At 63.8% G+C, this 22,187-nt stretch carries 21 protein-coding genes and 1 tRNA gene; 14 read left to right on the top strand and 8 right to left on the bottom strand.

Going from position 1 to position 22,187, the window contains the following annotated elements; all coding sequences use genetic code 11:
* Positions 1 to 28: 28 nt before the first annotated feature.
* Positions 29 to 742 carry a FadR/GntR family transcriptional regulator gene (locus ACFDTG_RS07035; RefSeq protein ID WP_375290310.1) on the bottom strand — a complete coding sequence of 238 codons (714 nt, stop codon included), beginning with the start codon at positions 740 to 742 and terminating at the stop codon, positions 29 to 31.
* 102 nt (positions 743 to 844) lie between these two features.
* On the opposite strand from ACFDTG_RS07035, the gene ACFDTG_RS07040 reads away from it, so the two are divergent.
* From ACFDTG_RS07040 to ACFDTG_RS07050, 3 genes are read left to right on the top strand one after another with little or no spacing between them, the layout of a single operon-like run.
* Positions 845 to 2,506 carry a sodium/sugar symporter gene (locus ACFDTG_RS07040; RefSeq protein WP_375290311.1) on the top strand — a complete coding sequence of 554 codons (1,662 nt, stop codon included), beginning with the start codon at positions 845 to 847 and terminating at the stop codon, positions 2,504 to 2,506.
* Positions 2,503 to 3,363, top strand: a complete 861-nt coding sequence (locus tag ACFDTG_RS07045) for a 2-dehydro-3-deoxygalactonokinase (protein WP_375290312.1) — start codon at positions 2,503 to 2,505, stop codon at positions 3,361 to 3,363. The genes ACFDTG_RS07040 and ACFDTG_RS07045 overlap by 4 nt, the downstream gene beginning before the upstream one ends.
* A gap of 26 nt (positions 3,364 to 3,389) precedes the next feature.
* The gene (locus ACFDTG_RS07050; protein WP_375290313.1) at positions 3,390 to 4,004 is read left to right on the top strand and encodes a 2-dehydro-3-deoxy-6-phosphogalactonate aldolase; all 615 of its coding nucleotides are present in this window, start codon (positions 3,390 to 3,392) and stop codon (positions 4,002 to 4,004) included.
* 250 nt (positions 4,005 to 4,254) lie between these two features.
* On the opposite strand, the gene ACFDTG_RS07055 is transcribed toward ACFDTG_RS07050, so the two are convergent.
* On the bottom strand, positions 4,255 to 4,689 hold the full coding sequence (locus ACFDTG_RS07055; protein WP_375290314.1) for an aldehyde dehydrogenase family protein: 435 nt from the start codon (positions 4,687 to 4,689) through the stop codon (positions 4,255 to 4,257).
* A 381-nt stretch (positions 4,690 to 5,070) separates the two neighbouring features.
* Positions 5,071 to 5,147: transfer RNA gene (locus ACFDTG_RS07060), tRNA-Arg, on the bottom strand.
* A gap of 117 nt (positions 5,148 to 5,264) precedes the next feature.
* On the opposite strand from ACFDTG_RS07060, the gene ACFDTG_RS07065 reads away from it, so the two are divergent.
* The 11 genes from ACFDTG_RS07065 to nadC all read left to right on the top strand — a co-directional run bounded on the left by ACFDTG_RS07065 (position 5,265) and on the right by nadC (position 15,931).
* Entirely contained in the window at positions 5,265 to 5,633 is a 369-nt protein-coding gene (locus ACFDTG_RS07065; protein WP_375290315.1) for a hypothetical protein, read from the top strand.
* Positions 5,634 to 5,765: 132 nt separating this feature from the next.
* Positions 5,766 to 6,278, top strand: a complete 513-nt coding sequence (locus tag ACFDTG_RS07070; protein WP_375290316.1) for an MmcB family DNA repair protein — start codon at positions 5,766 to 5,768, stop codon at positions 6,276 to 6,278.
* 71 nt (positions 6,279 to 6,349) lie between these two features.
* A complete protein-coding gene (locus ACFDTG_RS07075) occupies positions 6,350 to 7,072 on the top strand; it encodes a sterol desaturase family protein (protein ID WP_375290317.1) in 723 nt (240 codons plus the stop codon).
* A gap of 17 nt (positions 7,073 to 7,089) precedes the next feature.
* A complete protein-coding gene (locus ACFDTG_RS07080) occupies positions 7,090 to 7,500 on the top strand; it encodes a DUF2141 domain-containing protein (RefSeq protein WP_375290318.1) in 411 nt (136 codons plus the stop codon).
* A 153-nt stretch (positions 7,501 to 7,653) separates the two neighbouring features.
* The gene (locus ACFDTG_RS07085; protein ID WP_375290319.1) at positions 7,654 to 9,702 is read left to right on the top strand and encodes a hypothetical protein; all 2,049 of its coding nucleotides are present in this window, start codon (positions 7,654 to 7,656) and stop codon (positions 9,700 to 9,702) included.
* Between the two features lie 84 nt (positions 9,703 to 9,786).
* Positions 9,787 to 11,169, top strand: coding sequence for a M48 family metalloprotease (locus tag ACFDTG_RS07090; protein WP_375290320.1), 1,383 nt, complete (start codon positions 9,787 to 9,789; stop codon positions 11,167 to 11,169).
* Positions 11,170 to 11,176: 7 nt separating this feature from the next.
* Positions 11,177 to 11,863 carry a DsbA family protein gene (locus ACFDTG_RS07095; protein WP_375290321.1) on the top strand — a complete coding sequence of 229 codons (687 nt, stop codon included), beginning with the start codon at positions 11,177 to 11,179 and terminating at the stop codon, positions 11,861 to 11,863.
* Complete coding sequence (locus ACFDTG_RS07100; RefSeq protein WP_375290322.1) at positions 11,860 to 12,858, top strand: PDZ domain-containing protein; 999 nt, start codon at positions 11,860 to 11,862, stop codon at positions 12,856 to 12,858. The genes ACFDTG_RS07095 and ACFDTG_RS07100 overlap by 4 nt, the downstream gene beginning before the upstream one ends.
* A gap of 61 nt (positions 12,859 to 12,919) precedes the next feature.
* Positions 12,920 to 14,140 carry a sensor histidine kinase gene (locus ACFDTG_RS07105; protein WP_375290323.1) on the top strand — a complete coding sequence of 407 codons (1,221 nt, stop codon included), beginning with the start codon at positions 12,920 to 12,922 and terminating at the stop codon, positions 14,138 to 14,140.
* Between the two features lie 5 nt (positions 14,141 to 14,145).
* Positions 14,146 to 14,946: a LytR/AlgR family response regulator transcription factor gene (locus ACFDTG_RS07110; protein WP_375290324.1), complete on the top strand. Its 801-nt coding sequence runs from the start codon at positions 14,146 to 14,148 to the stop codon at positions 14,944 to 14,946.
* Between the two features lie 121 nt (positions 14,947 to 15,067).
* Positions 15,068 to 15,931 (top strand): carboxylating nicotinate-nucleotide diphosphorylase, encoded by an 864-nt coding sequence (gene nadC, locus ACFDTG_RS07115; RefSeq protein WP_375290325.1) that lies wholly within the window; start codon positions 15,068 to 15,070, stop codon positions 15,929 to 15,931.
* 443 nt (positions 15,932 to 16,374) lie between these two features.
* On the opposite strand, the gene dxs is transcribed toward nadC, so the two are convergent.
* From dxs to ACFDTG_RS07140, 5 genes are all read right to left on the bottom strand, one after another.
* Positions 16,375 to 18,297: a 1-deoxy-D-xylulose-5-phosphate synthase gene (dxs, locus tag ACFDTG_RS07120; RefSeq protein ID WP_375290326.1), complete on the bottom strand. Its 1,923-nt coding sequence runs from the start codon at positions 18,295 to 18,297 to the stop codon at positions 16,375 to 16,377.
* A gap of 74 nt (positions 18,298 to 18,371) precedes the next feature.
* Positions 18,372 to 18,833: a Fur family transcriptional regulator gene (locus ACFDTG_RS07125; protein WP_375290327.1), complete on the bottom strand. Its 462-nt coding sequence runs from the start codon at positions 18,831 to 18,833 to the stop codon at positions 18,372 to 18,374.
* A 37-nt stretch (positions 18,834 to 18,870) separates the two neighbouring features.
* Positions 18,871 to 19,548, bottom strand: a complete 678-nt coding sequence (gene msrA, locus ACFDTG_RS07130; RefSeq protein WP_375290328.1) for a peptide-methionine (S)-S-oxide reductase MsrA — start codon at positions 19,546 to 19,548, stop codon at positions 18,871 to 18,873.
* A 259-nt stretch (positions 19,549 to 19,807) separates the two neighbouring features.
* The gene (purH, locus tag ACFDTG_RS07135) at positions 19,808 to 21,397 is read right to left on the bottom strand and encodes a bifunctional phosphoribosylaminoimidazolecarboxamide formyltransferase/IMP cyclohydrolase (protein WP_375290329.1); all 1,590 of its coding nucleotides are present in this window, start codon (positions 21,395 to 21,397) and stop codon (positions 19,808 to 19,810) included.
* A gap of 8 nt (positions 21,398 to 21,405) precedes the next feature.
* A partial coding sequence (locus ACFDTG_RS07140; protein ID WP_375290330.1) for a heparinase II/III family protein occupies positions 21,406 to 22,187 on the bottom strand: 782 nt, incomplete at its 5' end.

Consider the following 22,187-nt stretch of genomic DNA (forward strand, 5'->3'; position numbering starts at 1 on the left):
GAGATTAATCCGAGAGGAGACAGGAAGACTACTCGGGATTCGCGGTGTCGATCAGATCTAAAACGTCGCCGATCAGGTTGCGCATGGTTGCCCGAGCCGCATCCTCATTGCGGGCGATAATCGCATCGCGAACCGCAGCATGATCCGAAACGCTGGCGCTGCGGCCTTTCACCCGGTTGGTGAAGCGGATGGAGGTTCGCAGCGCCGTGGCCACCACGTCGCGAAACTGAACGTAGAAGGGGTTTCGAGAGGCACGCAGGATCGCAACGTGAAAAGCGATGTCGGCTTGAAGCGTGTCGTCCAGCCCTTGTTCCGCCGCGACCATCCGGTCGAGGCCATCCGAGATACGTTGCAGTTCTTCTTCATCTCCGAAGCGCGCCGCCAACGCCGCAGCTTCGGGTTCTATGGCAACCCGAAGCTGGTTGAAGTGCTTCAGTAGTTCGACCGAGAATTGTCGTTCCAGCAGCCAGCGCAGTACATCTGTATCGAACAGGTTCCAGGAGGCCGTCGGTTGGACGATCGTACCCTGGCGCGGGCGAGCACTGAGCAACCCTTTGGCGGTCAGCATCTTCACTGCTTCCCGTGTCACCGAGCGACTGACCTGATGATATTTTGCCAGTTCGGCTTCAGTCGGAAACGGTTGCTTCTCGAACTGCCCGGTGACGATTGCGCGGCCCAGGTTGTCTAGCAGACCGTATGTCAGGTTTCGGCCTAGAGCCTGCCGGGAAGCGGGATTCGTCATGTCTTCGATAAGCAAGTAGCGCACCTTTCCGGTCCGACGCCGTCCCAAAACGATCATATTCCTAATCGGCAACTAGACAAGCCGCATTAATCAGATAAATCGATGCAAAGCGCCATCAAGCGCAGATCCGAGGGGAATGCCGTGACGAGCCTATCGACCATTGATGTCGTCGTAGTCATTGCCTATGCGATCGGAATATTCTTTCTCGCTCAATGGGTTAGTCGCGAGAAAGCTGGACACGCGAAGGACACCTCCGACTATTTCCTCGCGTCGAAGGCTTTGCCTTGGTGGGCTATCGGCGCATCTCTGATTGCCGCTAACATTTCCGCCGAGCAGATCGTGGGGATGTCCGGCTCCGGATACGCCATCGGTCTTGCCATCGCATCATATGAATGGATGGCCGCACTGACACTGCTGATCGTCGGCAAGTGGTTTTTGCCGATTTTCCTCCGAAATGAAATTTACACGATGCCGCAGTTCCTCGAACAGCGCTTCGGACCCACCATCCGTACGGTCATGGCCATCTTCTGGCTTGCGCTATACATTTTCGTGAACCTTACCTCGATCCTCTGGCTCGGGTCCGTCGCGGTGACCGAGGTGGCCGGCGTAGATCAAGACCTTGCCTTGATCGCACTCGGGGTGTTCGCGCTGGTGTATCAACTGCGTGGCGGCCTCAAGGCTGTGGCTCTCACGGATATCGTACAGGTCACTTTGTTGGTCATGGGTGGGCTGGTGATTTCCTATCTCACGCTCGCACAGATCGGCGGAGATCGCGGCGTGCTTGGCGGGTTTTCACGTCTGACGACGGAGCTTCCAGAGAAGTTCGACATGATACTGTCGCCCGACAACCCCTTTTACAAGGACCTGCCCGGCATCAGCGTGCTGATCGGAGGGATGTGGATTGCAAATCTTAGCTATTGGGGCTTCAACCAGTACATAATTCAGCGTGCGCTGGCCGCCAAGAGTCTCCCTGAGGCGCAGAAAGGCATGGTATTCGCCGCATTCCTCAAACTGCTAATGCCGGTCATTATTGTGCTTCCTGGGATTGCGGCGGTCCTGCTGGCTCCAGAGCTTGCCAAGCCGGATCAAGCCTACCCTACAATGATGGGATTGCTGCCCGTTGGGTTGCTGGGGCTCGTCTTCGCGGCATTGGTCGGGGCAATTATCGCCTCGATGGCCTCCAAGATCAATTCGATCGCGACGATCTTCACCCTCGACATTTATGCCAAGGCACGCGGTCTTAACACGCGGGCCGAGGACGATGAAGGCCGCCTGGCATCCGAACGGAAGCTGGTGCGCGTGGGGCGCATTTCGGCGGTGATCGCCACCCTGCTGGCGATCCTTACCGCTCGTCCCCTGCTCGGTAGCTTGGATCAAGCTTTTCAGTATATCCAGGAGTTCTCCGGTTTCGTCACCCCGGGCATCACCGTGATATTCCTGCTCGGGATGTTCTGGAAAGGGGCAACGGAGGCCGGCGCGCTTGTGGGCGCAATCGGATCGGTCCTGCTCAGCCTGATGTTCTGGTATCCCGCCAACTGGGGTGGCCTTGCGGCGTTGAACGCGGTGCCGTTCCTTGACCGGATGATGATCGTGTTCTTCATCAGCTTGTTCCTTGCCGTGATCGTCTCGCTGGTCCGCCCTGCGCAGGAAGGAAGCAATCGCATCACTATGCAAGGCGTGACCTTCACGACCACCAAAAGCTTCAACATCGCGGGGGTGGTGGTCATCGCAATACTCATCGCCTTGTATGCGGTTTGGTGGTGACCTTCGCGGGCCCATTCCTGGCGGTCGATTGGGGAACCACCAATCGCCGCGTTTACCTCATCGAGGAGGGGACTGTCCGCCGCACCGAACGCGACGACCGGGGAGTAACCTCGGTCACGGATTTCGAAAGCACCGTGGCCGCAATGCGGACCGACTTCGGTGATCTCCCGATGCTTTTGGCAGGCATGGTGGGGGCAAATATTGGCTGGCGGCATATTCCTTACGTTTCCGCGCCGGCGAATATCGCAGATCTGGCAAGCGGGCTTTCGTGGATAGACGAAAGGACGGCCATCGTGCCGGGGGTTCGCACCGCGAACGATGTAATGCGGGGCGAGGAGGTTCAGTTGCTTGGAGCTGTGAAAACGGGGCTTGCGGCGCCACGTGCCGTGTTGGTCCAGCCAGGCACGCATAGCAAATGGGTTTGGATGGAAGGCGGTCGAATAGAGCGATTTACGACTGCAATGACGGGAGAACTTTTCGGTTTGCTGCGTCGGCACAGCCTCCTGGCCCCCCTACTTGATGGACAGATCGAATGCGGCGTCGCCTACCTTGAGGGTGTGAACGCTGGAATAAATGGTGATCTTGCGGCAACCCTTTTCTCAATCCGCGCAGGGAATATTCTCGGGACGAGCGAAACTGGCAATTCCGCCGCGTTTGCGAGTGGTTTGTTGATCGGAAACGAGGTTGCCCATCGCATGACGGAGATCGGCGATCTTCCTGTTATCGTACTTGCCGGACCCGAACTCGGCAGGCTCTATTGCAGCGCCATTACGGCGCAGGGCGGCACCGCCACGATGATAGATAGCCAATCCGCTTTCGTCGCTGGCATTGTCGCTATCAGGGATGAACTCACGTGAATTTCATTTCGCGATTTGACGACGCGATGGACCGCTGCCCCCTGATAGCCATCCTGCGCGGGGTGAGGCCCGAAGAGGTTGTCGCGATCGGCGAGGTTCTGATCGAAGCTGGCTTCTCCATCATCGAGGTCCCACTCAATTCGCCGCGTCCGTTCGAAAGCATTTCCCGCCTGTCGTCCGCCGCGGGAGCACGCGCTGTAGTCGGCGCGGGCACGGTTCTGAGGGCAGAAGACGTCTCTGCGGTCGCCGGAGCGGGTGGACAGCTCGTCATCTCACCCAACACCGACAAAGACGTGATCGCGGCAGCAGTCTCCCGAGGCCTCGTGGCGCTGCCGGGGGTTTCCACCCCCACCGAAGCTTTCACAGCGATCGGGGCGGGCGCCACAGCTTTGAAACTCTTTCCGGCGGAGGCTGCTTCGCCCGCAGTGCTGAGAGCGATGCGTGCGGTTCTTCCAGCCGAAATGCGCGTTCTCCCGGTCGGCGGAATCACGTCGGACGGATTGGGCCCGTGGTGGGAGGCAGGCGCCGGCGGTTTCGGCCTTGGATCGGCGCTTTACCGCCCAGGCGATACGGAGAGCGTAGTCGGCAAAAGGGCTCGAGCTTTCGTGAGTGCTTATGCCACTCTCGCCAGAACGAGCTGAACGACTCGGCGTCTCGGCGCATTACCGACCCCCGATAACCGACGACATATGGTTCCAGCTGCTGCACTCGCTGATCGTGACATTGGGCACCTTCGCAAGAATACGAGTCCGTCCAACCGTGGCGTTGCAGTTTTGAAGGCGGACGGAAGCGGGGCGCCATTTCACCGGAACGATTTAGCGGACATTGGTAACGCTATGTTTGGTCGAGATCGTGATGTCCTCGGGATCCTGGTTCGGCGTCGCTGGAACGCTAAGACCGGTAATCGAGGTTGGGATCGGCTAACGATGGCGTCACGAAGAAGCCGTGGTCAACCGCCACCGTGAAGATTCCGTAGACCTTCGATTTGTCGCCGCCCCCATCGGGCCAGCGTAGGGCGACCTGGTTGGGCTTAGTCCACAACCGTGGGCCTTCCAGACCATACTGGTCACTGTAGCCGAAGCTTGAACGCTTCCATCCGCCGAAACTGTGATAGCTGGCCGGCAGTGGGGTCGCCACTTTTATCTCGACCATGCCGACAATGGGACTGGCCAATTCGCGTGCGGCGTGACCATTGCGTGTGAAGATGACGACGCCGCTGCCGTATCGATGCACGCTTGGCAGAAGCACCGGCTCCTCAAAATCTTTTGCCTGCTCGATCTGGTAGACGGGGCCGAAGTTATCGTCCTCATAGCTCCAGGCGGACACCTCTCGAGCCCTCGATGGTGTGAACATCCGCAACCACGGGCTGGAGGATTGTCATACGCCGCTTTTGGCCGGCAACCTACCACTTTACGCCGGGCAGGCCGCATCGCTTGACCTGGTGCGGATACCGCCGACACGACAGTGCAGGTTGAGGTCATCAAGGCACCGGCCTCGGCGCTCTACGTTGCTTCGGCGTCCCGTTCCTGCCGAAGCTCGACTAGTCCGCGTGCTTAGTTCCCCAAACGGGGCTTTTCCGATCTCCTCGATCCGCCCCCTGCAGGTCATCGCGCGCTATCAAATTCGCCCTTCGTTCTGGCATGCTGGCACATACCGCATACTCCAAGCGATTGCAGCACCAGTCTTGTCTGCGAAAAGCTTAAAAGCTGGCGCACCCGACAGGATTCGAACCTGTGACCTCTGCCTTCGGAGGGCAGCGCTCTATCCAGCTGAGCTACGGGTGCGCACGATGCCGCGCGGCGGCGGAGGGGCGCTTAGCAAAGAGGGGTGCTGGTGGCCAGAGGGATTGCGCGGCAGAGTGTTAGGTAATTGGAAACCGCGCGCCTGCTAAGCCTTCATCCATGCCAACTCTTGCCGCCCCCACCGCCGCACTCGCTCCCGTCACGCCCCCCGTCGCAGACCTTGCGGCCGGATGGGCGCTGTTGCACGAAGCGGGCGAGGCGGTGGCCGATCTGGCGCAGCTCGGCCCCGATCCCAAGCCATTGGCGCCGCGAGACTTTGCCGCTTTAGTGCACGCCGCCGGGCCGGTCCGCGTGGCGCTGGTGGAGCGCGGCATCGACGACTGCGCGGCGATCCTGCACACCGGCATCAACGCCATCATCAATGCGCACGAGGCTGGACGCGAGACCACCGCTGCGGCGTTGACCCTGTGGCGCGAATTCGACGCGGCGCGCGACAGTCTGCTGTCCCTCACCGAGCGCGCGCACTAAGAAAAAATCGTCGATATCCCCCTTGATCGGCCCACGGAACATGCCGAACATCGCCGGTGATCCAGTAGGTGTGGGACGGTTCGCGACCAATTGTCGGTTGACCGAGTTCCCATTCTGTTCCAGTTCACCCCGATGATCGAAACCGCCCCGAATCCGGTCGGCTGCGGCCAGGTAGCCGCTGGCGAATGCCGCGAAGCACGCGATGTGGCGCGCGGCATCATGCGCCTTTTCGCACGCAACGATATCTGGTGCCTGCCCGAAATGCCGCTGCGCAACGGGCGCCGCGCCGACCTGATGGGAATCGATCCCAAGGGCCGCATCGTGATCGTTGAGATCAAGGTTCAGCGCGGCGATTTGCTGGGCGATGGTAAATGGCCCGATTATCTCGACCATTGCGACCGGTTCTTCTGGGGCGTGCCGCCGCACCTGGACCGTAGCCCACTGGAGGGCGAGGGGTACAGGCCCGATTGCTGCGGCGTGATCGTGGCGGATGCCTATGATGCGGAGATCCTGCGCCCCGCCCCACTGCACCCGCTAGCTGCCGCGCGCCGCAAGGTCGAGGCCGAGCGGCTGGCCCGCACCGCGCTGCGCCGCCTGACGGTGGCGGGTGATCCCGACTGCGCACCGTGGGGCTCCGAAGTCTGATCGCGATAAGTGCAAGGGCTTGAGGCAATGGAAGCTTGAACCGATAGGCCCGGCTGCCGCATAGGCAGGGCATGTCCGCGCTAGCCACCATCCTGCTGTCCGCCCTGGCGATGACCGTCATCGTCGCGCTGCGCTATCTGGCGGCGAGCGGGTTCTTCGCCTGGCTGACCGGGCGGCGGCTGCCGGGTCGATATGCGAAGCTGCGCCCTCAGATCCGGCGCGAGATCGGCTGGTCGCTCGCGTCCGCCACTATTTACGGCATTCCCGCAGGGATCGTGGCCTGGGGCTGGCAGGCGCATGGCTGGACGCGGATCTACACAGACTGGGGCGCCTATCCACTATGGTACGCGCCGATTTCGCTGCTGTTGTACCTGTTCGCGCACGACAGCTGGTTCTACTGGACGCACCGGTTGATGCATCGTCCGAGCTTGTTCCGCATCGCCCACGCGGTCCATCACGCCAGCCGCCCGCCCACCGCCTGGGCGGCCATGAGCTTCCATCCGTGGGAGGCGCTGACGGGCGCGGTGGTGATCCCGGCGCTGGTGTTCCTGATCCCGATCCACGCGGCTCTGCTGGGCGCGGTACTGGCGATCATGACGGTTATGGGGGTGACCAATCACATGGGCTGGGAAATGTTTCCGCGACGTTTGGTTAATTCTGCCTTAGGGAACTGGCTGATAACCGCCAGCCACCACCAACGCCATCATGACGAGTACCGATGCAACTACGGCCTCTATTTCCGGTTCTGGGATCGACTGTGCGGCACCGATCGCGGCCTGTCCTCCTCGCTCTGAGCGCGGCGGCCGTGCTGATGGGCGCGGCTCCGCCCGCCATGGCGCCGGTAACGGCAGACGTTACAGTGGTTGCGGTGAACCTGCGCAATGACAACGGCGTGGTGCGCGCCTGCCTGACCAATGCGGCGGACCATTTCCCCAAATGCGAGAACCCTGCCGATTCCATGAATCTGGTGCGCGAGGCCGCCGGAACCGTGAAGATGACCTTCAGCGGCGTGGCGCCCGGTCGCTATGCGGTGGCCCTGCTGCATGACGAGAACGACAACGGCAAGGCGGACCGAGCGGCGATGATGATCCCGACCGAGGGATTCGGCTTCTCGCGCGATGCCAAGGTGCGATTCGGCCCGCCCAAGTTCCGCGACGCCGCGTTTGACGTAGAGCCCGGCGCGGACGAGAAACTGGTCATCAGGATGCGCTACCTTCTCTAGAATACCTATCTGCCCGTCACCGCATCACCGGCCCGCTCCCCGCGAAGCCATCGGTGCGATTAACGGGGCGATGCCACCGCTCATAATTTACAGGATGTTTACCAACCGCCTGCCATAGCCAAAGCCACTGGGTTACTCGGGGTTTTCGCGATCATGGACAGGTTCGGAGGGACGTTCGGCACGCACGGCGATGCCCAGCCGTTCGACTTCGAATTTCCCGAAGGGTTCGAAGAGGATTTCGACACCGGGGACGACGATACGTCCGATGATTCCGCTCTGTCCCCCGTGGGACAGGACGAACGCCGGATGCAGGTGCGCGCCTACAACCACTGGGCCGCAATGTTGGGCGAGGCGGATTTTCCCGACATTGCGCAGCTCAACCCCGAATCGCTCGCAGATTTCGGCCCGCACGGGGTGCTGCTGCATTTCGACGACGGCATCGAGGATCCGCAGGTCAGCTTCATCGGCGAAGCGCTGGCGCATGAATGCGGCACAGACGCCTCGCTAAAACGCCTGTCCGATGTGCCCAGCCGATCGCTGCTCAGCCGCATCACCGATCATTACATGCAGATTTTGGCCAACCGCGCCCCGATCGGATTCGAGGCCGAATTTCAGAACGCGGCGGGACAGGACGTGCTCTATCGCGGCATCCTGCTGCCGTGGTCGAACGACGGCGAGACCATTAATTACATTTTCGGCGTCATCAACTGGAAGGAACTGGCCGACGCGGCAACCGCCGAGGCCATCCTGTCCGAAATCGATGCGGCGCTGGAAGCCCCCATCCCGGCTTACGAAGGAAAAGACATGGACCGTATGCTCGACCTGTCGCAATTCGCGACCGACGATGGCAATGACGACGAAACGGCCGAGCTGCCGACGCCCTCATTCGGAGGTGCGAACCCGGCAAGCAAGACCCGGCTTTTCGAAGACCGCGCGCCTCTGGAACTGACCCCCGAATTTGCCGAGGAAGGTTTCGCCGAAGAGGACGAGCTCGACGAGGACAGTGGTTACGAAACCACCGAATGGGGCGCGGGCTTTTCCGGCTTCGGTGGCGATGAAAAGACGATCTATGCCGTCGATTACGGCGCGCAGGGCCTGGAAGACGGCGAGGAAGAGGAAGACGATTACAACGGCGTAATCGATCCGCTGGGCGATGACAGCGTCGGCATGGGGCTATCGTCGCTGGTATCGCGCGGCGAGCGTACCAAGGCCAGCGTTAAGCTGCCCGACCCGCAGGAGCCCGCGCAGGGCGAACGGACCACGCTGGAACAGCGGCTGCGCGCGGTGATCCCGCAGGCATACGAGCCCGAAGAGCCCCATCTGGCCTTCGAGCGAGCGGGCGTGGCGGTACCAAGATCCGCCGCTCTGCCGGGTGCCAGCAGTCCCTATGATCCGGCCGGTTACGACGACACCGATTACGAAGCCGCCGAGTACGAGACACCCGGTTACGCTGAGGCGGCAAATAAGAGCCCGGCGGAAGACATCGGCGCGAAGGAGCCCATTCACGCGGGTCTCTCGAAGTACGATGCAGAGGATGACGACGAATTCGCGGATACCGGTTTCGCGGCCTCCGACGAAGACCGCGAGGACGCGGACGGCGACGGCCTTTACGATTGCCTCGCATCGGCCCGTGAGCTGGCGCAGAGTGCGCGCAGCAGCGAGGATCGCGGGCGCAAGGCCCTGTATCAAGCGGTTGCCCGCGCTTACGACTTCAGCTTGGAAGCGGCGGCCAATCCGGAAGATTTCGACGATTTGCTGGCGGAAAACGGCCTGATCAGGCAGGACCGCGCCCCGATGACGCCGGTCGTGAAGCTGGTCTTCGGCGCCGATTACGACAAGACCCGTCTGACGGAATATGCCGCCGTGCTGGGCTATGCGCACCGCACCGGCGTGGCGCGCGGTACGCTCGCCAGCGTGCTGGGCCAGGCCGAAGGCGGCCTGAAGGGTGTGGTCCAGGCCGAACGCCGCGCGCGCAAGGAAGCCGCCGGGAAGACAGCAGAGAATGCCGATGGCATCCGCCCCGCGCTGGCGGCCAAGCTGCGCAAGCGCGACGCCGTGGCGCTCGAATCGCTGCCCGGCGAGGGTGCTGAATTCGCGCTGGTGATGGTCCGCCGGACGCCGGACGGAACGCTGGAGGTGATCGGCGAGGTGCCCGATGATGTGAAGCTGGTCGAAAGGGCTGCCCGCCGCTTGATCGCCTGACTCGGCGGGGCGAACGATCGTCGCGCGAATTTTGCGGCGGGCTTTCAGTTCCGGTTCACCCGCATCTGCGCTAACAGGGCCGCGATGGCCCATCCGCTCCGCGCAAGCGCGCGCATCCTTGCCCTGTTCGCGCTGTTTCTGTTCGCAGCCCGCCCCGCGTTGGCGCAAAGCGTGCTGCGCGATACCGAGACAGAGCTTTTCCTGCAGGATCTGGCCGCGCCCATCGTGGAAGCGGCGGACCTGCGCGAAGGCAATGTCGATCTGGTGCTGCTCAACGATCCCAACATCAACGCCTTCGTCGCGGGCGGGCAGGCGATCTATCTGCATTCCGGCCTGATCGAGGAAGCCGACACCGCCGCCCAGGTTCAAGGTGTGATCGCGCACGAAATGGGCCACATCACCGGCGGCCACATCGTGCGTCAGTCCGAAGGTGCGCGTGCGGCCACCAATATCTCGCTGCTGTCGCTGCTGGCGGGCGTGGGCGCTGCCCTGGCCGGCGCGGGCGATGCCGGCATGGCGGCGATGATGCTGGGCCAGCGCGTGGCCATGGGCAGTTTCCTGGCCTACAGCCGGGTGGAAGAAGGCAGCGCCGACGCGGCAGGTGCCAAGTTCCTCTCCGACGCAGGAATTTCCGGGCGCGGATCGCTGGGCTTCTTCAAGAAGCTGGCCGAACTGGAAACACGCCACGGCGTGAGCCGCGCGCCGGACATGGAATATATTCGCACCCACCCGCTGACCAGCGACCGGCTGAGCGTGCTGCGCGACACCTACGAGCGGGACCCGGCGTGGGGCCAGCCCGACGACCCCGCGATGCAGGCCCGCTTCGAACGGGTGAAGGGCAAGCTGATCGGCTATCTGGGCGAACCGCAGGCCGTGTTGCGCGATTATCCGCCCTCCGACACCAGCGTGGCGGCGCATTACGCGCGCGCCTACGCCTATCACAAGCAGGCGCTGGTAAGTAAGGCGCTGGCCGAGACCGAGGCACTGCTGGCGACCGATCCCGAGGACCCGTATTTCCTTGAGATGGAAGGACAAATTCTGCTCGAATCGGGGCGCCCGGACGAGGCGCTGGCCGCGCTCCGCAAGGCCACTGCGCTGACCAATGCCAGCCCGCTGATCGCCACGCTGTATGGCCATGCGCTGATCGCGACCGAGGACGATGGCAATTTCGAGGAGGCCGAGCGCGTTCTGCGCGCCGCGGTTGCACGCGACCGGCTGAACCCCTTCGCCTGGCGCCAGCTCGGCACGGTCTATGCCGCACGCGGCGACATGGCGCGTGCCAATCTGGCCAGCGCGGAACAGCAGGTGATGAGCGGGGACTACATCCAGGCGCTGCGCAGCGCGAAGACGGCGCAGGCGGGCCTGCCCGAATATACGCCCGACTGGCTGCGCGCGCAGGACATCGAATTGCAGGCGCGCGAGCTGATCGAGCGGGCCGACCAATCGCGCAAGAGACGGCAGGGCTGACACGGAAATGAGAAATACGCTGCTCACGGCGCTGATCGCGCTGGTCTTCGGCTTTGCGGGCGCGGGTCTGTGGTCGCTGAGCGGCCTGGGCGAAGCGCGTACGCGCGCCTGGCTGGTCGCCAATCCCGATATCCTGCCCGATATGGCCGAAGCACTGGAGGCGCAGCGCGCGGGCGAGCGGCTGGCCCAGGTGGGCGACACGGTGACCGCGCCTTTCCCCGGCGCGGTGCTGGGCAATCCGGACGGCACCCGCACGCTGGTCAAGTTCACCGATTATGGCTGCACCTTCTGCCGCACGAGCGAGGCCGACGTGCAGAAGCTGATCGCGGGCGATCCTCAGCTGAAGATCGTCGTGCGCGAATGGCCGATTTTCGACGGCAGCGAGCAGGCCGCGCGCATGGCGCTGGCCGCCGCCGAACAGGGCAGATACCCCGCGTTCTACCGCGCGATGTTCGCTGCCGGACGCCCCAGCCCCGCCACCATCGCCAAGGCCGCCTCCGTCGCCGGGCTCGACATGGACCGCGCCAATCGGGTTGCGGCGTCGGACAAGGTCACCGCCGAACTCGCGCGCAATATGGAACTGGCGCGCACGCTCGGCTTTTCGGGCACGCCCAGCTGGGTTGCAGGCGACCAGGTGTTCCAGGGTGCGGTGGGCTTTGACGCGCTGAAGCAGGCCGTCGACGACGAGGCATGAGCCCACGCCGCATGGTCTCGGCCGCGCTGGGCGGTGCCGTCGCGCTGGCGATGATGCTGTCCGCCGCTCCGGCACGTTCCGGCGAGGGGGCTGGCGACGTGGCTGGAGAGGTAAAGGGGCTGGCGCTGTTGCAGCAGCGCGACCGGCAGCTTTTCGACGCCGGATGGCGGCTCACCACCGGCAATGCGCCTTGGTGCGCCGACGCAGTGGCCAAGCTGGGGTTTCAGGTTCTCGACGCCGCAGGTTTCGAGGATGCGGACGCCGTGAGGCGCGATCTGGGCCTGACCGGCGATCTGGCGGTGGGCGCGATAGCACCCGGATCGCCTGCCGAACGCGCCGGGATCGCCGCCGGCGATACGTTGATCGCGCTGAACGGTGCCCCGCTGGAAAGCCGCTTTCCGCGGGCAAGGCCCAGCTGGCAACGGCTGATCGACGTAACCGCCGCGCTGGACCGGGCGGCCGCGCAGGGTGCGGTAACGCTGGAGCTGGCGCGCACCCATTCCGCGCCCCGCACCGTCACCGTCACGCCCACCCCCTCCTGCCCCACTCGGTTCGAGGTGATCGACCGCGGCGGAAGGGCGTCTGCCGAGGGAACGCGGGTGATGCTGGGGCGCGATTTCGTGGGATTTGACTATCCGGCGGACGAATTTGCCGCCGCAGTCGCGCACGAGCTGGCGCACAACCTGCTGCGCCACCGCCGCACGCTGGACCAGCGGGGCCGCTCGCTCGGCAATGTCCGCACGACCGAGCGCGAGGCAGATCGATTGATGCCATGGCTGCTCGCCAATGCAGGCTATGACCCTGCCGCCGCGCTGCGCTTCATGCGCCGCTGGGGCCCGCGCCACGATGGTGGGTTGTTCCGCAACCGGAATCACGAAGGCTGGGACGAGCGCGCCGACTGGATCGCGCTGGAGCTTGAAAGGATCGCGCCGCTGATGGCCGCCGAGGGCCATGCCGACTGGCGGACCCACTTCGTGCGCGAAACGCTGGACTGACGGCACCCGCGCATAGCCGCTGGCGCCCGCCTGCCATTCTGGTCTAGAAAGCGCCTCAGCCATGCCCGTGCTGCCGATCGAACCCAGGCCGTTCTTCGCCAACAAGGACCGTGCCTTCTGGAACCTGCAGATGGCGGGATGGGGCGGCGCATTCCTGCTGCGCGCCATTACCGCCTATGCCAACGGCCAGAGCTGGGATTTCGTAGTCATCCTGCTGATCCAGGCGGTGACGGGCTTTTCGCTCAGCCTCATCCTTTCGGTCATCTACCGACAGCTCATCAACCGCCGCGCGCTTGTCACTTGGGGCACCACCGCGCTGAGCCTGGCGATAGCGGCGGGCGTCCATGCCTTTATCGACGGCTGGGTGCTGGACCTCGCCCGCCCGCGCGGCGGGGAAAGCGGCTTCCTGCGCCTGTTCATGGGCATCTATTTCTACGATCTGACCGTGCTGGGCGCATGGTCGGCGCTCTATTACGCGATCAATTATTTCCTTCAGGTGGAGGAACAGGCCGATCGGCTGGAACGGCTGGAGGCGCAGGCGACCAGCGCCCAGCTCGCCATGCTGCGCTATCAGCTCAACCCGCATTTCCTCTTCAACACGCTCAATTCCATCAGCACGCTGGTGCTGCTGAAGCAGACCGTGCCCGCCAATGCGATGCTGACCCGATTATCCAGCTTCCTGCGGCATACGCTGGTGAGCGAGCCGGGCGGCAAGGTGACGGTGGCGCAGGAGGTGGAGACCCTGAAACTCTATCTCGATATCGAGCGGATGCGGTTCGAGGACCGCCTGCAAACGGAATTCCGGGTGGACGAATACGCCGCAAGGGCCTGCATCCCCTCCATGCTCCTTCAACCGCTCGTGGAAAACGCCATTAAATACGGCGTGACCCCGCAGGAGGAGGGCGCAATGATCAGCCTGGTGGCGCAGGTGGTCGGATCGCGCCTGCGGGTGACCGTCAGCGACACCGGGCCGGGCGTGCGCACCGGCGGATCCGATGGGCTGGGTGCCGCCATTCCTGGGCGCGGGCGCTACACCTCGACCGGCGTCGGCCTCGCCAATATCCGCGACCGGCTGGCTCAGGCCTATGGCGACGAACATCGCTTCGAGATCCGGTCCCCCGACAGCGGGGGTTTCACCGTCCTGATCGAACTCCCATATGAAGGGGCAAGCGAACCCGAGGCCGAGGGCAGACGCGCCCCGCAGCCGATTTCGCACTCTTCATCGCAACCCTCTTCCCCCAAGGCCGTTGAAGGCGTGGGTCAGCCCCAACAGGCAGGATAGGATTTATGACCATCAGAACGATCCTCGTCGATGACGAGAAACTTGCCATCCAGGGTTTGCAATTGCGGCTGGAGCCGTTCGAAGACGTGGAGATCATCGAAACCTGCCAGAACGGGCGGGAGGCGATCCGCGCCATCAAGACGCAGAAGCCCGATCTCGTCTTCCTCGACATCCAGATGCCCGGCTTCGACGGATTTTCCGTGGTTTCGGGCGTGATGGACGTCGAACCGCCCCTGTTCGTTTTCGTCACCGCTTTCGAAGAGCACGCGATCCGCGCCTTCGAAGCCAATGCCGTCAACTATCTCATGAAACCGGTGGACGAGGACAAGCTCGCCGACACGATCGAGCGCGTGCGCGGGCGACTGGCGGAAAAGAAGAGCAGCGAGGACGCCGAAAAGCTGATGAACGTGCTGGCCGAAGTGGCCCCCGAAGCGGCCGAGGAATTCGCCGATGCGGAAGACATGGAAAGCGCAGGCCGGTTCGAAAAGCTGATCAACATCAAGGATCGCGGCCAGATATTCCGCGTGGAAGTCACCGATATCGAACATATCGAGGCCGCCGGCGATTACATGATCATCTCCACCGGCGACAACTCGCTGGTGCTGCGTGAAACGATGAAGGATCTGGAGCGCCGGCTGGATCCGCGCAAATTCCAGCGCGTCCACCGCTCGACCATCGTCAACCTCGACCAGGTCCGCCAGGTGAAGCCGCATACCAATGGCGAATGCTTCCTGGTGCTGGACAGCGGGCAGGAGGTGAAGGTCTCGCGCAGCTACCGCGACGTGGTGGCGCGGTTCGTGCATTAGTTTGTTTTTGCTCGCGCCGCCGCGCGAACATCCTCGGCGCTGCCATTCCGCTTCGCTCCCGGCGCCTGCGGCCGGGCGGTCGCCCATGCCGGGCCTCCTGCGGCCGGGTTAGGAGAATCCCATGACCTTTTCGTTTCCAGGCTTCGACCTCGACCGTTTCGTCCGTGACACATTGGCGGAGGATCTGGGCGAGGGGCTTCCCGGCGGCGGGCGGGACGTGACCAGCGAAAGCGTGATCCCTGCCGATGCGCGCTTTGCCGGCGTGATGGACAGCCGCGATCCCATCGTGGTGGCAGGGTTGCCGGTGGCGGAGGCCTTCTTCCACGCGCTCGATCCGGACATGGCGATAGAGATACTGGTCGAGGAAGGGGCCGAGGTCGATCCCGGCACCGACCTGATGCGTCTGGAAGGCAATGCCCGCGCCATGCTCACCGCAGAGCGCGCCGCGCTCAACACCGTGCAGCATCTGTCGGGCATCGCCACGCTGGTACGCGCCTATGTGCGGGCGATGGACAATCCCGACTGCACGCTGCTTGACACGCGCAAGACCATTCCGGGCCTCAGGCATCTGGAAAAATACGCGGTCCGCATGGGCGGCGGGTCGAACCACCGCATGGGGTTGTGGGATGCGGCGATGATCAAGGACAACCACGTGCTGGTGGCGGGCAGCGTCGGCGAAGCGGTGCGCCGCGCAGTGGATGCTGGGGTGAAGGAAATCATCTGCGAGGTCGACCGCCTGGACCAGATCGAACCCGCGCTGGCAGCAGGTGCTACGAGGCTGCTGCTCGACAATATGGAGCCCGCCACGCTGCGCGAGGCCGTGGCGCTGGTCGCGGGCCGCGTCCCGACGGAGGCGAGCGGCGGCATCAACCTCGACACCATCAAGGCCAAGGCGGCAACGGGTGTGAACTACGTCTCCGTCGGCCGCCTGACGCAAAGCGCGCCCGCAGCGGATATCGGGCTAGATTTTACCGCGCTCGACTAACGCTTGAGCGCGGCTTGAGACGTTTGCCGTGGCACCCAGCTCTTCATGAGCCGCCCTAAGAACGTGCCGCACGCCAATCCACCGCAAATCGCGACAACATTAGCCAAGTCCATCTCGTAACCACCGAGCTTGGCGGAGAAGAAGCTCGCCGTGAAGCATATCGAAAATGTCGCGATTGCCCAAAACAGGGATTCGGCAAATACTCGTGCCGGCATCGCACGTATCCTTGACAGTGATGCTACTTCGATCCGTGGATAATACAAACGGCGATGCGTGCAAGGGATTATGATCGAGCATCACTGCCGCTCTCTGAAAAACGCCCAATGGCGCCTGCGCCTGTCAGCTCTTTGGCGCGAGCCGCATCCCTCGCGATAAGCATCGACAAAAGCGCTCAGATACGCCGAGACACCCATAAGGATGGGCGCTTTCGAACGCAGTCAGACCTACGCCCGCGCTTCCTCAACGCCCGCCGAATTATGCCGCAGCGCGCCGAGCACCGTATCCACGATATGCGGGGCGTTGAGGCCTGCCTCGTCGTATTGCTTGTCGGGCGCGTCGTGATCCTGGAACAGGTCGGGCAGGCGCATGGTGCGGATTTTCAGGCCGTTATCGAGCAAGCCGGTGTCGCTGGCATGCGTCAGCACATGCGCGCCGACGCCGCCAATGGCGGCTTCCTCGATGGTCACGACGACCTCGTGCGTACGCATCAGGCGGTCGATCAGATCGGTGTCGAGCGGCTTGGCGAAGCGCAGGTCGGCCACCGTCGTCGATAGGCCCTTCGCTTCCAGCTGATCGGCGGCCTTTTGCGCCTCGGCGAGGCGCGTACCCAGCGAAAGGATCGCGACCTTGCTTCCTTCGCGAACGACGCGGCCCTTGCCGATTTCGAGCAGTTCGGGCGTCTCGGGCATCTCGATCCCGATCCCGCCGCCGCGCGGATAACGCACCGCGATAGGCCCGCTGTCATGCTCGGCAGCGGTATAGGTCATATGCACCAGTTCCGCCTCGTCTGCGGCGGCCATGACGGTGAAGTTGGGCAGCGAGGTCAGATAGGTCACATCGAAGCTGCCCGCATGGGTGCAACCATCTGCGCCCACCAGCCCGGCACGGTCGATCGCAAAGCGAACCGGCAGGTTCTGGATCGCGACATCGTGCACCACCTGGTCGTAGGCGCGCTGGAGAAACGTGGAATAGATCGCGGCGAAGGGGCGCATGCCTTGCGCCGCGAGTCCGGCGGCGAATGTCACCGCGTGCTGTTCTGCGATGCCCACGTCGAAGGCACGGTCCGGGTGGGCGACCGCGAACTTGTCCACCCCGGTGCCGCTGGGCATGGCTGCGGTGATGGCGCAGATGCGCGGGTCCGTGTCCGCCAGCTTGGCCAGCGTTTCTCCGAACACGTTCTGATAGGCGGGCGGACCACCCGATGGCTTGTTCTGCTTTCCGGTCACGACATCGAATTTGGCCACACCATGGTATTTGTCGGCGCTGCTTTCGGCCGGTTCGTAGCCCTTGCCCTTCTTGGTGACCACATGGACCAGTATCGGGCCCTGTTCGCTGTCCCGAACGTTTTCGAGCACCGGAATCAGATGGTCGAGATTGTGGCCGTCGATGGGGCCGACGTAATAGAAGCCGAGCTCTTCGAACATGGTGCCGCCGGTCGCCATGCCGCGGGCATATTCTTCCGCTTTCTCCAACCCGCCCCAGACCCGGCGCCCCAGCTTTTTCGCGATGCGCGAGGCCATGCTCCGCAGGCCCAGATATTCGCTGCTGGAAACCATGCGCGCCAGATAGGCCGACAAGCCGCCCACCGGCGGCGCGATAGACATGTCGTTATCGTTGAGGATCACCACCAGGCGATTTCCGGCCTGTTCGGCGTTGTTCATCGCCTCGTAGGCCATTCCCGCGCTCATCGCGCCATCGCCGATCACGGCAATGCCCTTGCCCGCTTCGCCCTTCAGCTTGTTGGCGATGGCAAAGCCCAGCGCGGCGCTGATCGAGGTGCTGGAATGCGCGGCGCCGAAAGGATCGTATTCGCTCTCGCTGCGCTTGGTGAACCCCGAAAGGCCGCCGCCCTGGCGCAGTGTGCGGATCCGGTCGCGCCGTCCGGTCAGGATCTTGTGGGGATAGGCCTGGTGGCCGACGTCCCACACCAGCTTGTCGCGCGGCGTGTCGAACACATAATGGATCGCGGTCGTCAGTTCGACCACGCCGAGACCGGAGCCGAGATGCCCGCCCGTGGACCCCACCGCGTCGATCATCTCCATGCGCAGTTCGTCGGCCAGCTGACGAAGCTGTCCTGGCTTGAGCTTGCGAAGATCTTGGGGGGTATCGACGGTGTCGAGCAACGGGGTCGCTGGGCGTTTGGTCATCGGTCCGTCCTACACCTGCTTTCGTGGTGTGTCGATGAACGCTTCATCGATGCGAAAGCCCGCTTCGTCGGCGATCAGGCGGCGCAATCCTCGCACAATCCACGCATTTCAACCACGGGACGCACATCCGCGAACCCCGCGTCCCGGCCGGCTTCGCGCAGCGCCCCGGTCACGCGATCGTCGTCGAGATGGGTCGCCTTGCCGCAATCGTCACAGATCAGGAAAATGCAGTCGTGCCGGCAGCCGGGATGGGTGTTGACCAGATAAGCGTTCGCACTTTCGATCCGGTTGGCGAGGTTCGTCCGCACAAACAGGTCGAGGATGCGATAAACACTGTTGGGAGCCACGCGCTTGCCGCGGCTCTTCGAGAGATTGTCGGCGATGTCGTATGCGCTGGCCGGACGATCGTGCTGCGCAAGCTCGCGATAGACCGCCTCGCGCATCCCGGTCCACTGCTCCTCCGCCGCCATCAGCGTCGACTTGGCGGAGTTGACGAGTTCAGGCCCGTATCCGTGATGGTGATGATGCTGCGCCATGGCAGAAAAGCTAGGCGCGCGGTCTGCCGCGTTCAAGTCAGTTGCGCTGGAAGCTGGCGGAATAAAAGCCGGGATAGAGTTTCTTGAGGCCTGCGACCTTGGGGGCATCCCACCGCTTGATATACCCGTGATTGGGGTTCTTCAGTGCGAAATCCTGATGATAATCCTCGGCCGGATAAAAGGCCTGCGCACGCTCGATCCCGGTGACGATCGGTGCCTTCCACACGCCCGATGCCTTCATCTGCGCGAGATAGGCCTTGGCGACAGCGTTCTGCTCCGCCGACATGGGCACCAGAGCGGCGCGGTACTGTGGGCCGGTGTCGGGGCCCTGGCGGTTCTTCAGCGTGGGATCGGCAACGACCGAGAAAAACACCTGCAAGAGCTGGTCGTAACGCACGACCTTGGGATCGTAGGTGACCCTTACCGCTTCGGCATGGTCGGTCATGCCGGAAGATACGACCCTGTAGTTCGCCGATTTCTGCGTGCCGCCGTGATAACCGGAGACCGCGCTCTTCACGCCCTTCATGTGGCTGAAAACCGCTTCCACGCCCCAGAAGCAACCGCCGGCGAAGATCGCGGTCTTGAGCCCGCTACCCTCCTTGGCTGTGCGCTTGGCGGCGGGCGCGTTGACGATGCTCTCCGCAGCGGCGGGCGCGGTGCAGGATGCACCGGCAAATGCCAGCGCGGCAGCGAGTACGATGCTTGTGCCGCGCATCAAACCAGCGCGACCACGGCCTGGCTCAGGGCTGGGTTGGCAACAACCACGCCGATGGCACCGAGCATAAAGCCGAGCCCGAGATTGCGAAAAAGGTCCTTGGTCATGGGGAAATCTCTGGATTTGGTCGAAAGTGAACCTGGCACCTAACGATAGGGGCTTGAGCGCACCCTTAACAGTACGGTTGCCTGCCGTTCAGCGACCCTGGTCGCCCGTTCACCGAACCATCGCCGGTTTTGGAAGGGCACCCCCCGGCAACTTAATGCCGGAAGTGGCGCATTCCGGTAAAGACCATCGCAAGCCCTGCCTCGTCGGCGGCGGCGACGACCTCCTCGTCGCGGATCGAACCACCCGGCTGAATCACCGCCGTCGCGCCCGCTTCCGCGGCGGCGAGCAGCCCGTCCGCGAAGGGGAAGAACGCATCGGAAGCGACGGCGCTGCCCACTGTCCGCGGCTGGTCCCAGCCGTATTTCTCCGCCGCCTCGGCCGCCTTCATGGCCGCGATCCGGCTGGAATCGCGTCGGTTCATCTGCCCCGCGCCGATCCCGGCGGTCACGCCATCGCGGGCATAGACGATAGCGTTGGATTTGACGTGGCGGGCCACCGTCCAGGCGAACAGGCAGTCCTTGAGTTCCTGCTCCGTAGGCGGACGCCGGGTTACAACCTTGAGATCGCTTTCGGTGATCGCGCCGTTGTCGCGGTCCTGCACCAGGATACCGCCCGCGATGATCGCCATCGTCTGGCCCGCGCGGCGCGGATCGGGCAGGCCATCGGTAAGGAGCAGGCGCAGGTTCTTTTTCCGGGCGAAGGCGGCCAGTGCCGCGTCGTCCGCCCCCGGCGCCACCACCACCTCGGTGAAAATCTCGCAGATCGCCTCGGCCGTGGGGCCATCCAGAGGCACGTTGGCGGCCACGATCCCGCCGAAGGCGGACACGCTGTCGCATTCCAGCGCCTTTTGCCATGCGTCCAGCAGGGTGCTCGCCTGCGCCACGCCGCAGGGATTGGCATGCTTGACGATAACGATCGCGGGAGACCCGCCGCGAAATTCCGCGACCAGTTCGAGCGCGGCATTGGCGTCGTTGTAATTGTTGTAGCTCAGTTCCTTGCCCTGAACCTGCTCGGCCTGCGGGAGGCCCGCCGCGTGTGGCCCGGCGGGCAGGTACAGGGCGGCATTCTGGTGCGGATTCTCGCCGTAACGCAGGGTGCCGGCGAGGGTGCGGCTCATCGCAGCGCGTGCAGGGAAACGCTCGCCCTGATCGGAGAAAGCGAACCACTGGCTGATCATCGAATCGTAAGCGGCGGTGGCAGCGAAAGCCTTCGCCGCCATGCGCCGGCGGAACTCAAGCGTTGTCGCGCCGTCGTTCTGCGCCAGCTCTTCATAAAGAGCGTCGTAATCGGAAGGGTCCGTCACGATGGTCACGAATGCGTGGTTTTTAGCCGCCGAACGCACCATGCTCGGCCCGCCGATGTCGATGTTCTCGATGATGGTGTCGCGATCGGCGCCGCGGGCGACGGTCTCCTCGAACGGGTAGAGGTTGACCACCACCAGATCGATCCCGCCGATCTCGTGCGTGTCCAGCGCTTCGGCATGTTCGGGATTGTCTCGCACCGCCAGGATGCCGCCGTGCACCACGGGATGCAGCGTCTTGACCCGTCCGTCCATCATCTCGGGAAAGGCGGTAAGGTCCGATACGTCGAGAACATCGAGCCCCGCCTCGCGAAGCGCGCGCGCGGTACCGCCAGTGGACACCAATTCCACCCCTGCTTTGGCGAGCTTGCTGCCGAGATCGGCCAGCCCGGTCTTGTCGGACACCGAAAGCAGTGCCCGCCCGATCGGAACCTTACCCATGTCTTGTCTTACCCCATGCGTTTGAGCAGCCAGGGGAAACGCCCCCCGCCGCGCGATGCCAGTCCTTCGATCACCAGCTGCGATGTCCCATGGGGCCGGCCACTGCCGTCCACCCACAGGCTATCTTCTATGGTGAGTTCGGCGTCGGCGATATCCCCACCGAGCCGCATTTGCCAGTAGGACCCGTCGGGCAGGGCCAGACCGGCGCCGCGCCTGTCTTCCGACAGCCCGACCTCCACGCCCGCGCCAAGGTGGAAGCGGATCGCGAAACCGACCTTGCCGCGCTTGCCCCGTTTGCCGGACGGCTCCAGCAGATCCTCACCACGAAGCTCACTCCCCTCGGCCGAGAGCATGAGTATGCGCCTGTGAACCAGCGCATAGCGCGAGGCGTAGCCGTCGTGGCTCGCTTCGAGCCGTGTGGCTTGGCGCGGGCCCGCCGCCGCCCTGGTAACATCCACCGCGTCCACCCCCTTGCCGACCTGGCCATTGATCAGCACGGCGGTGGAATTCGCATCGTCCAGCACCAGCGTGGAATGCGCCGCAGTGGCGCGCAGGCCCTGCTCGATGCGCGCCGGAGTCGCGCCGCCGGCCTGTTCGGCACCGCCGCAATTGACGATGATCCTGCTGGGGCCGTGACTGAATTCAAAGGCCAGCGTCGAAGCGCAGCCGAACCGCGCATCGCGCGGGCGCGGCGGCGGGGCCGCGTCGAACTGCAGCACGGCCTTGCCCGCAGAGACCGCCTGATAGCCCCAGTGGCGCGTTTCGCGGGCAGGGCGTGCGCGAACACCAC

Origin of the sequence: Qipengyuania sp., from assembly GCF_042095715.1 — a bacterium.
GTDB lineage: Bacteria > Pseudomonadota > Alphaproteobacteria > Sphingomonadales > Sphingomonadaceae > Qipengyuania.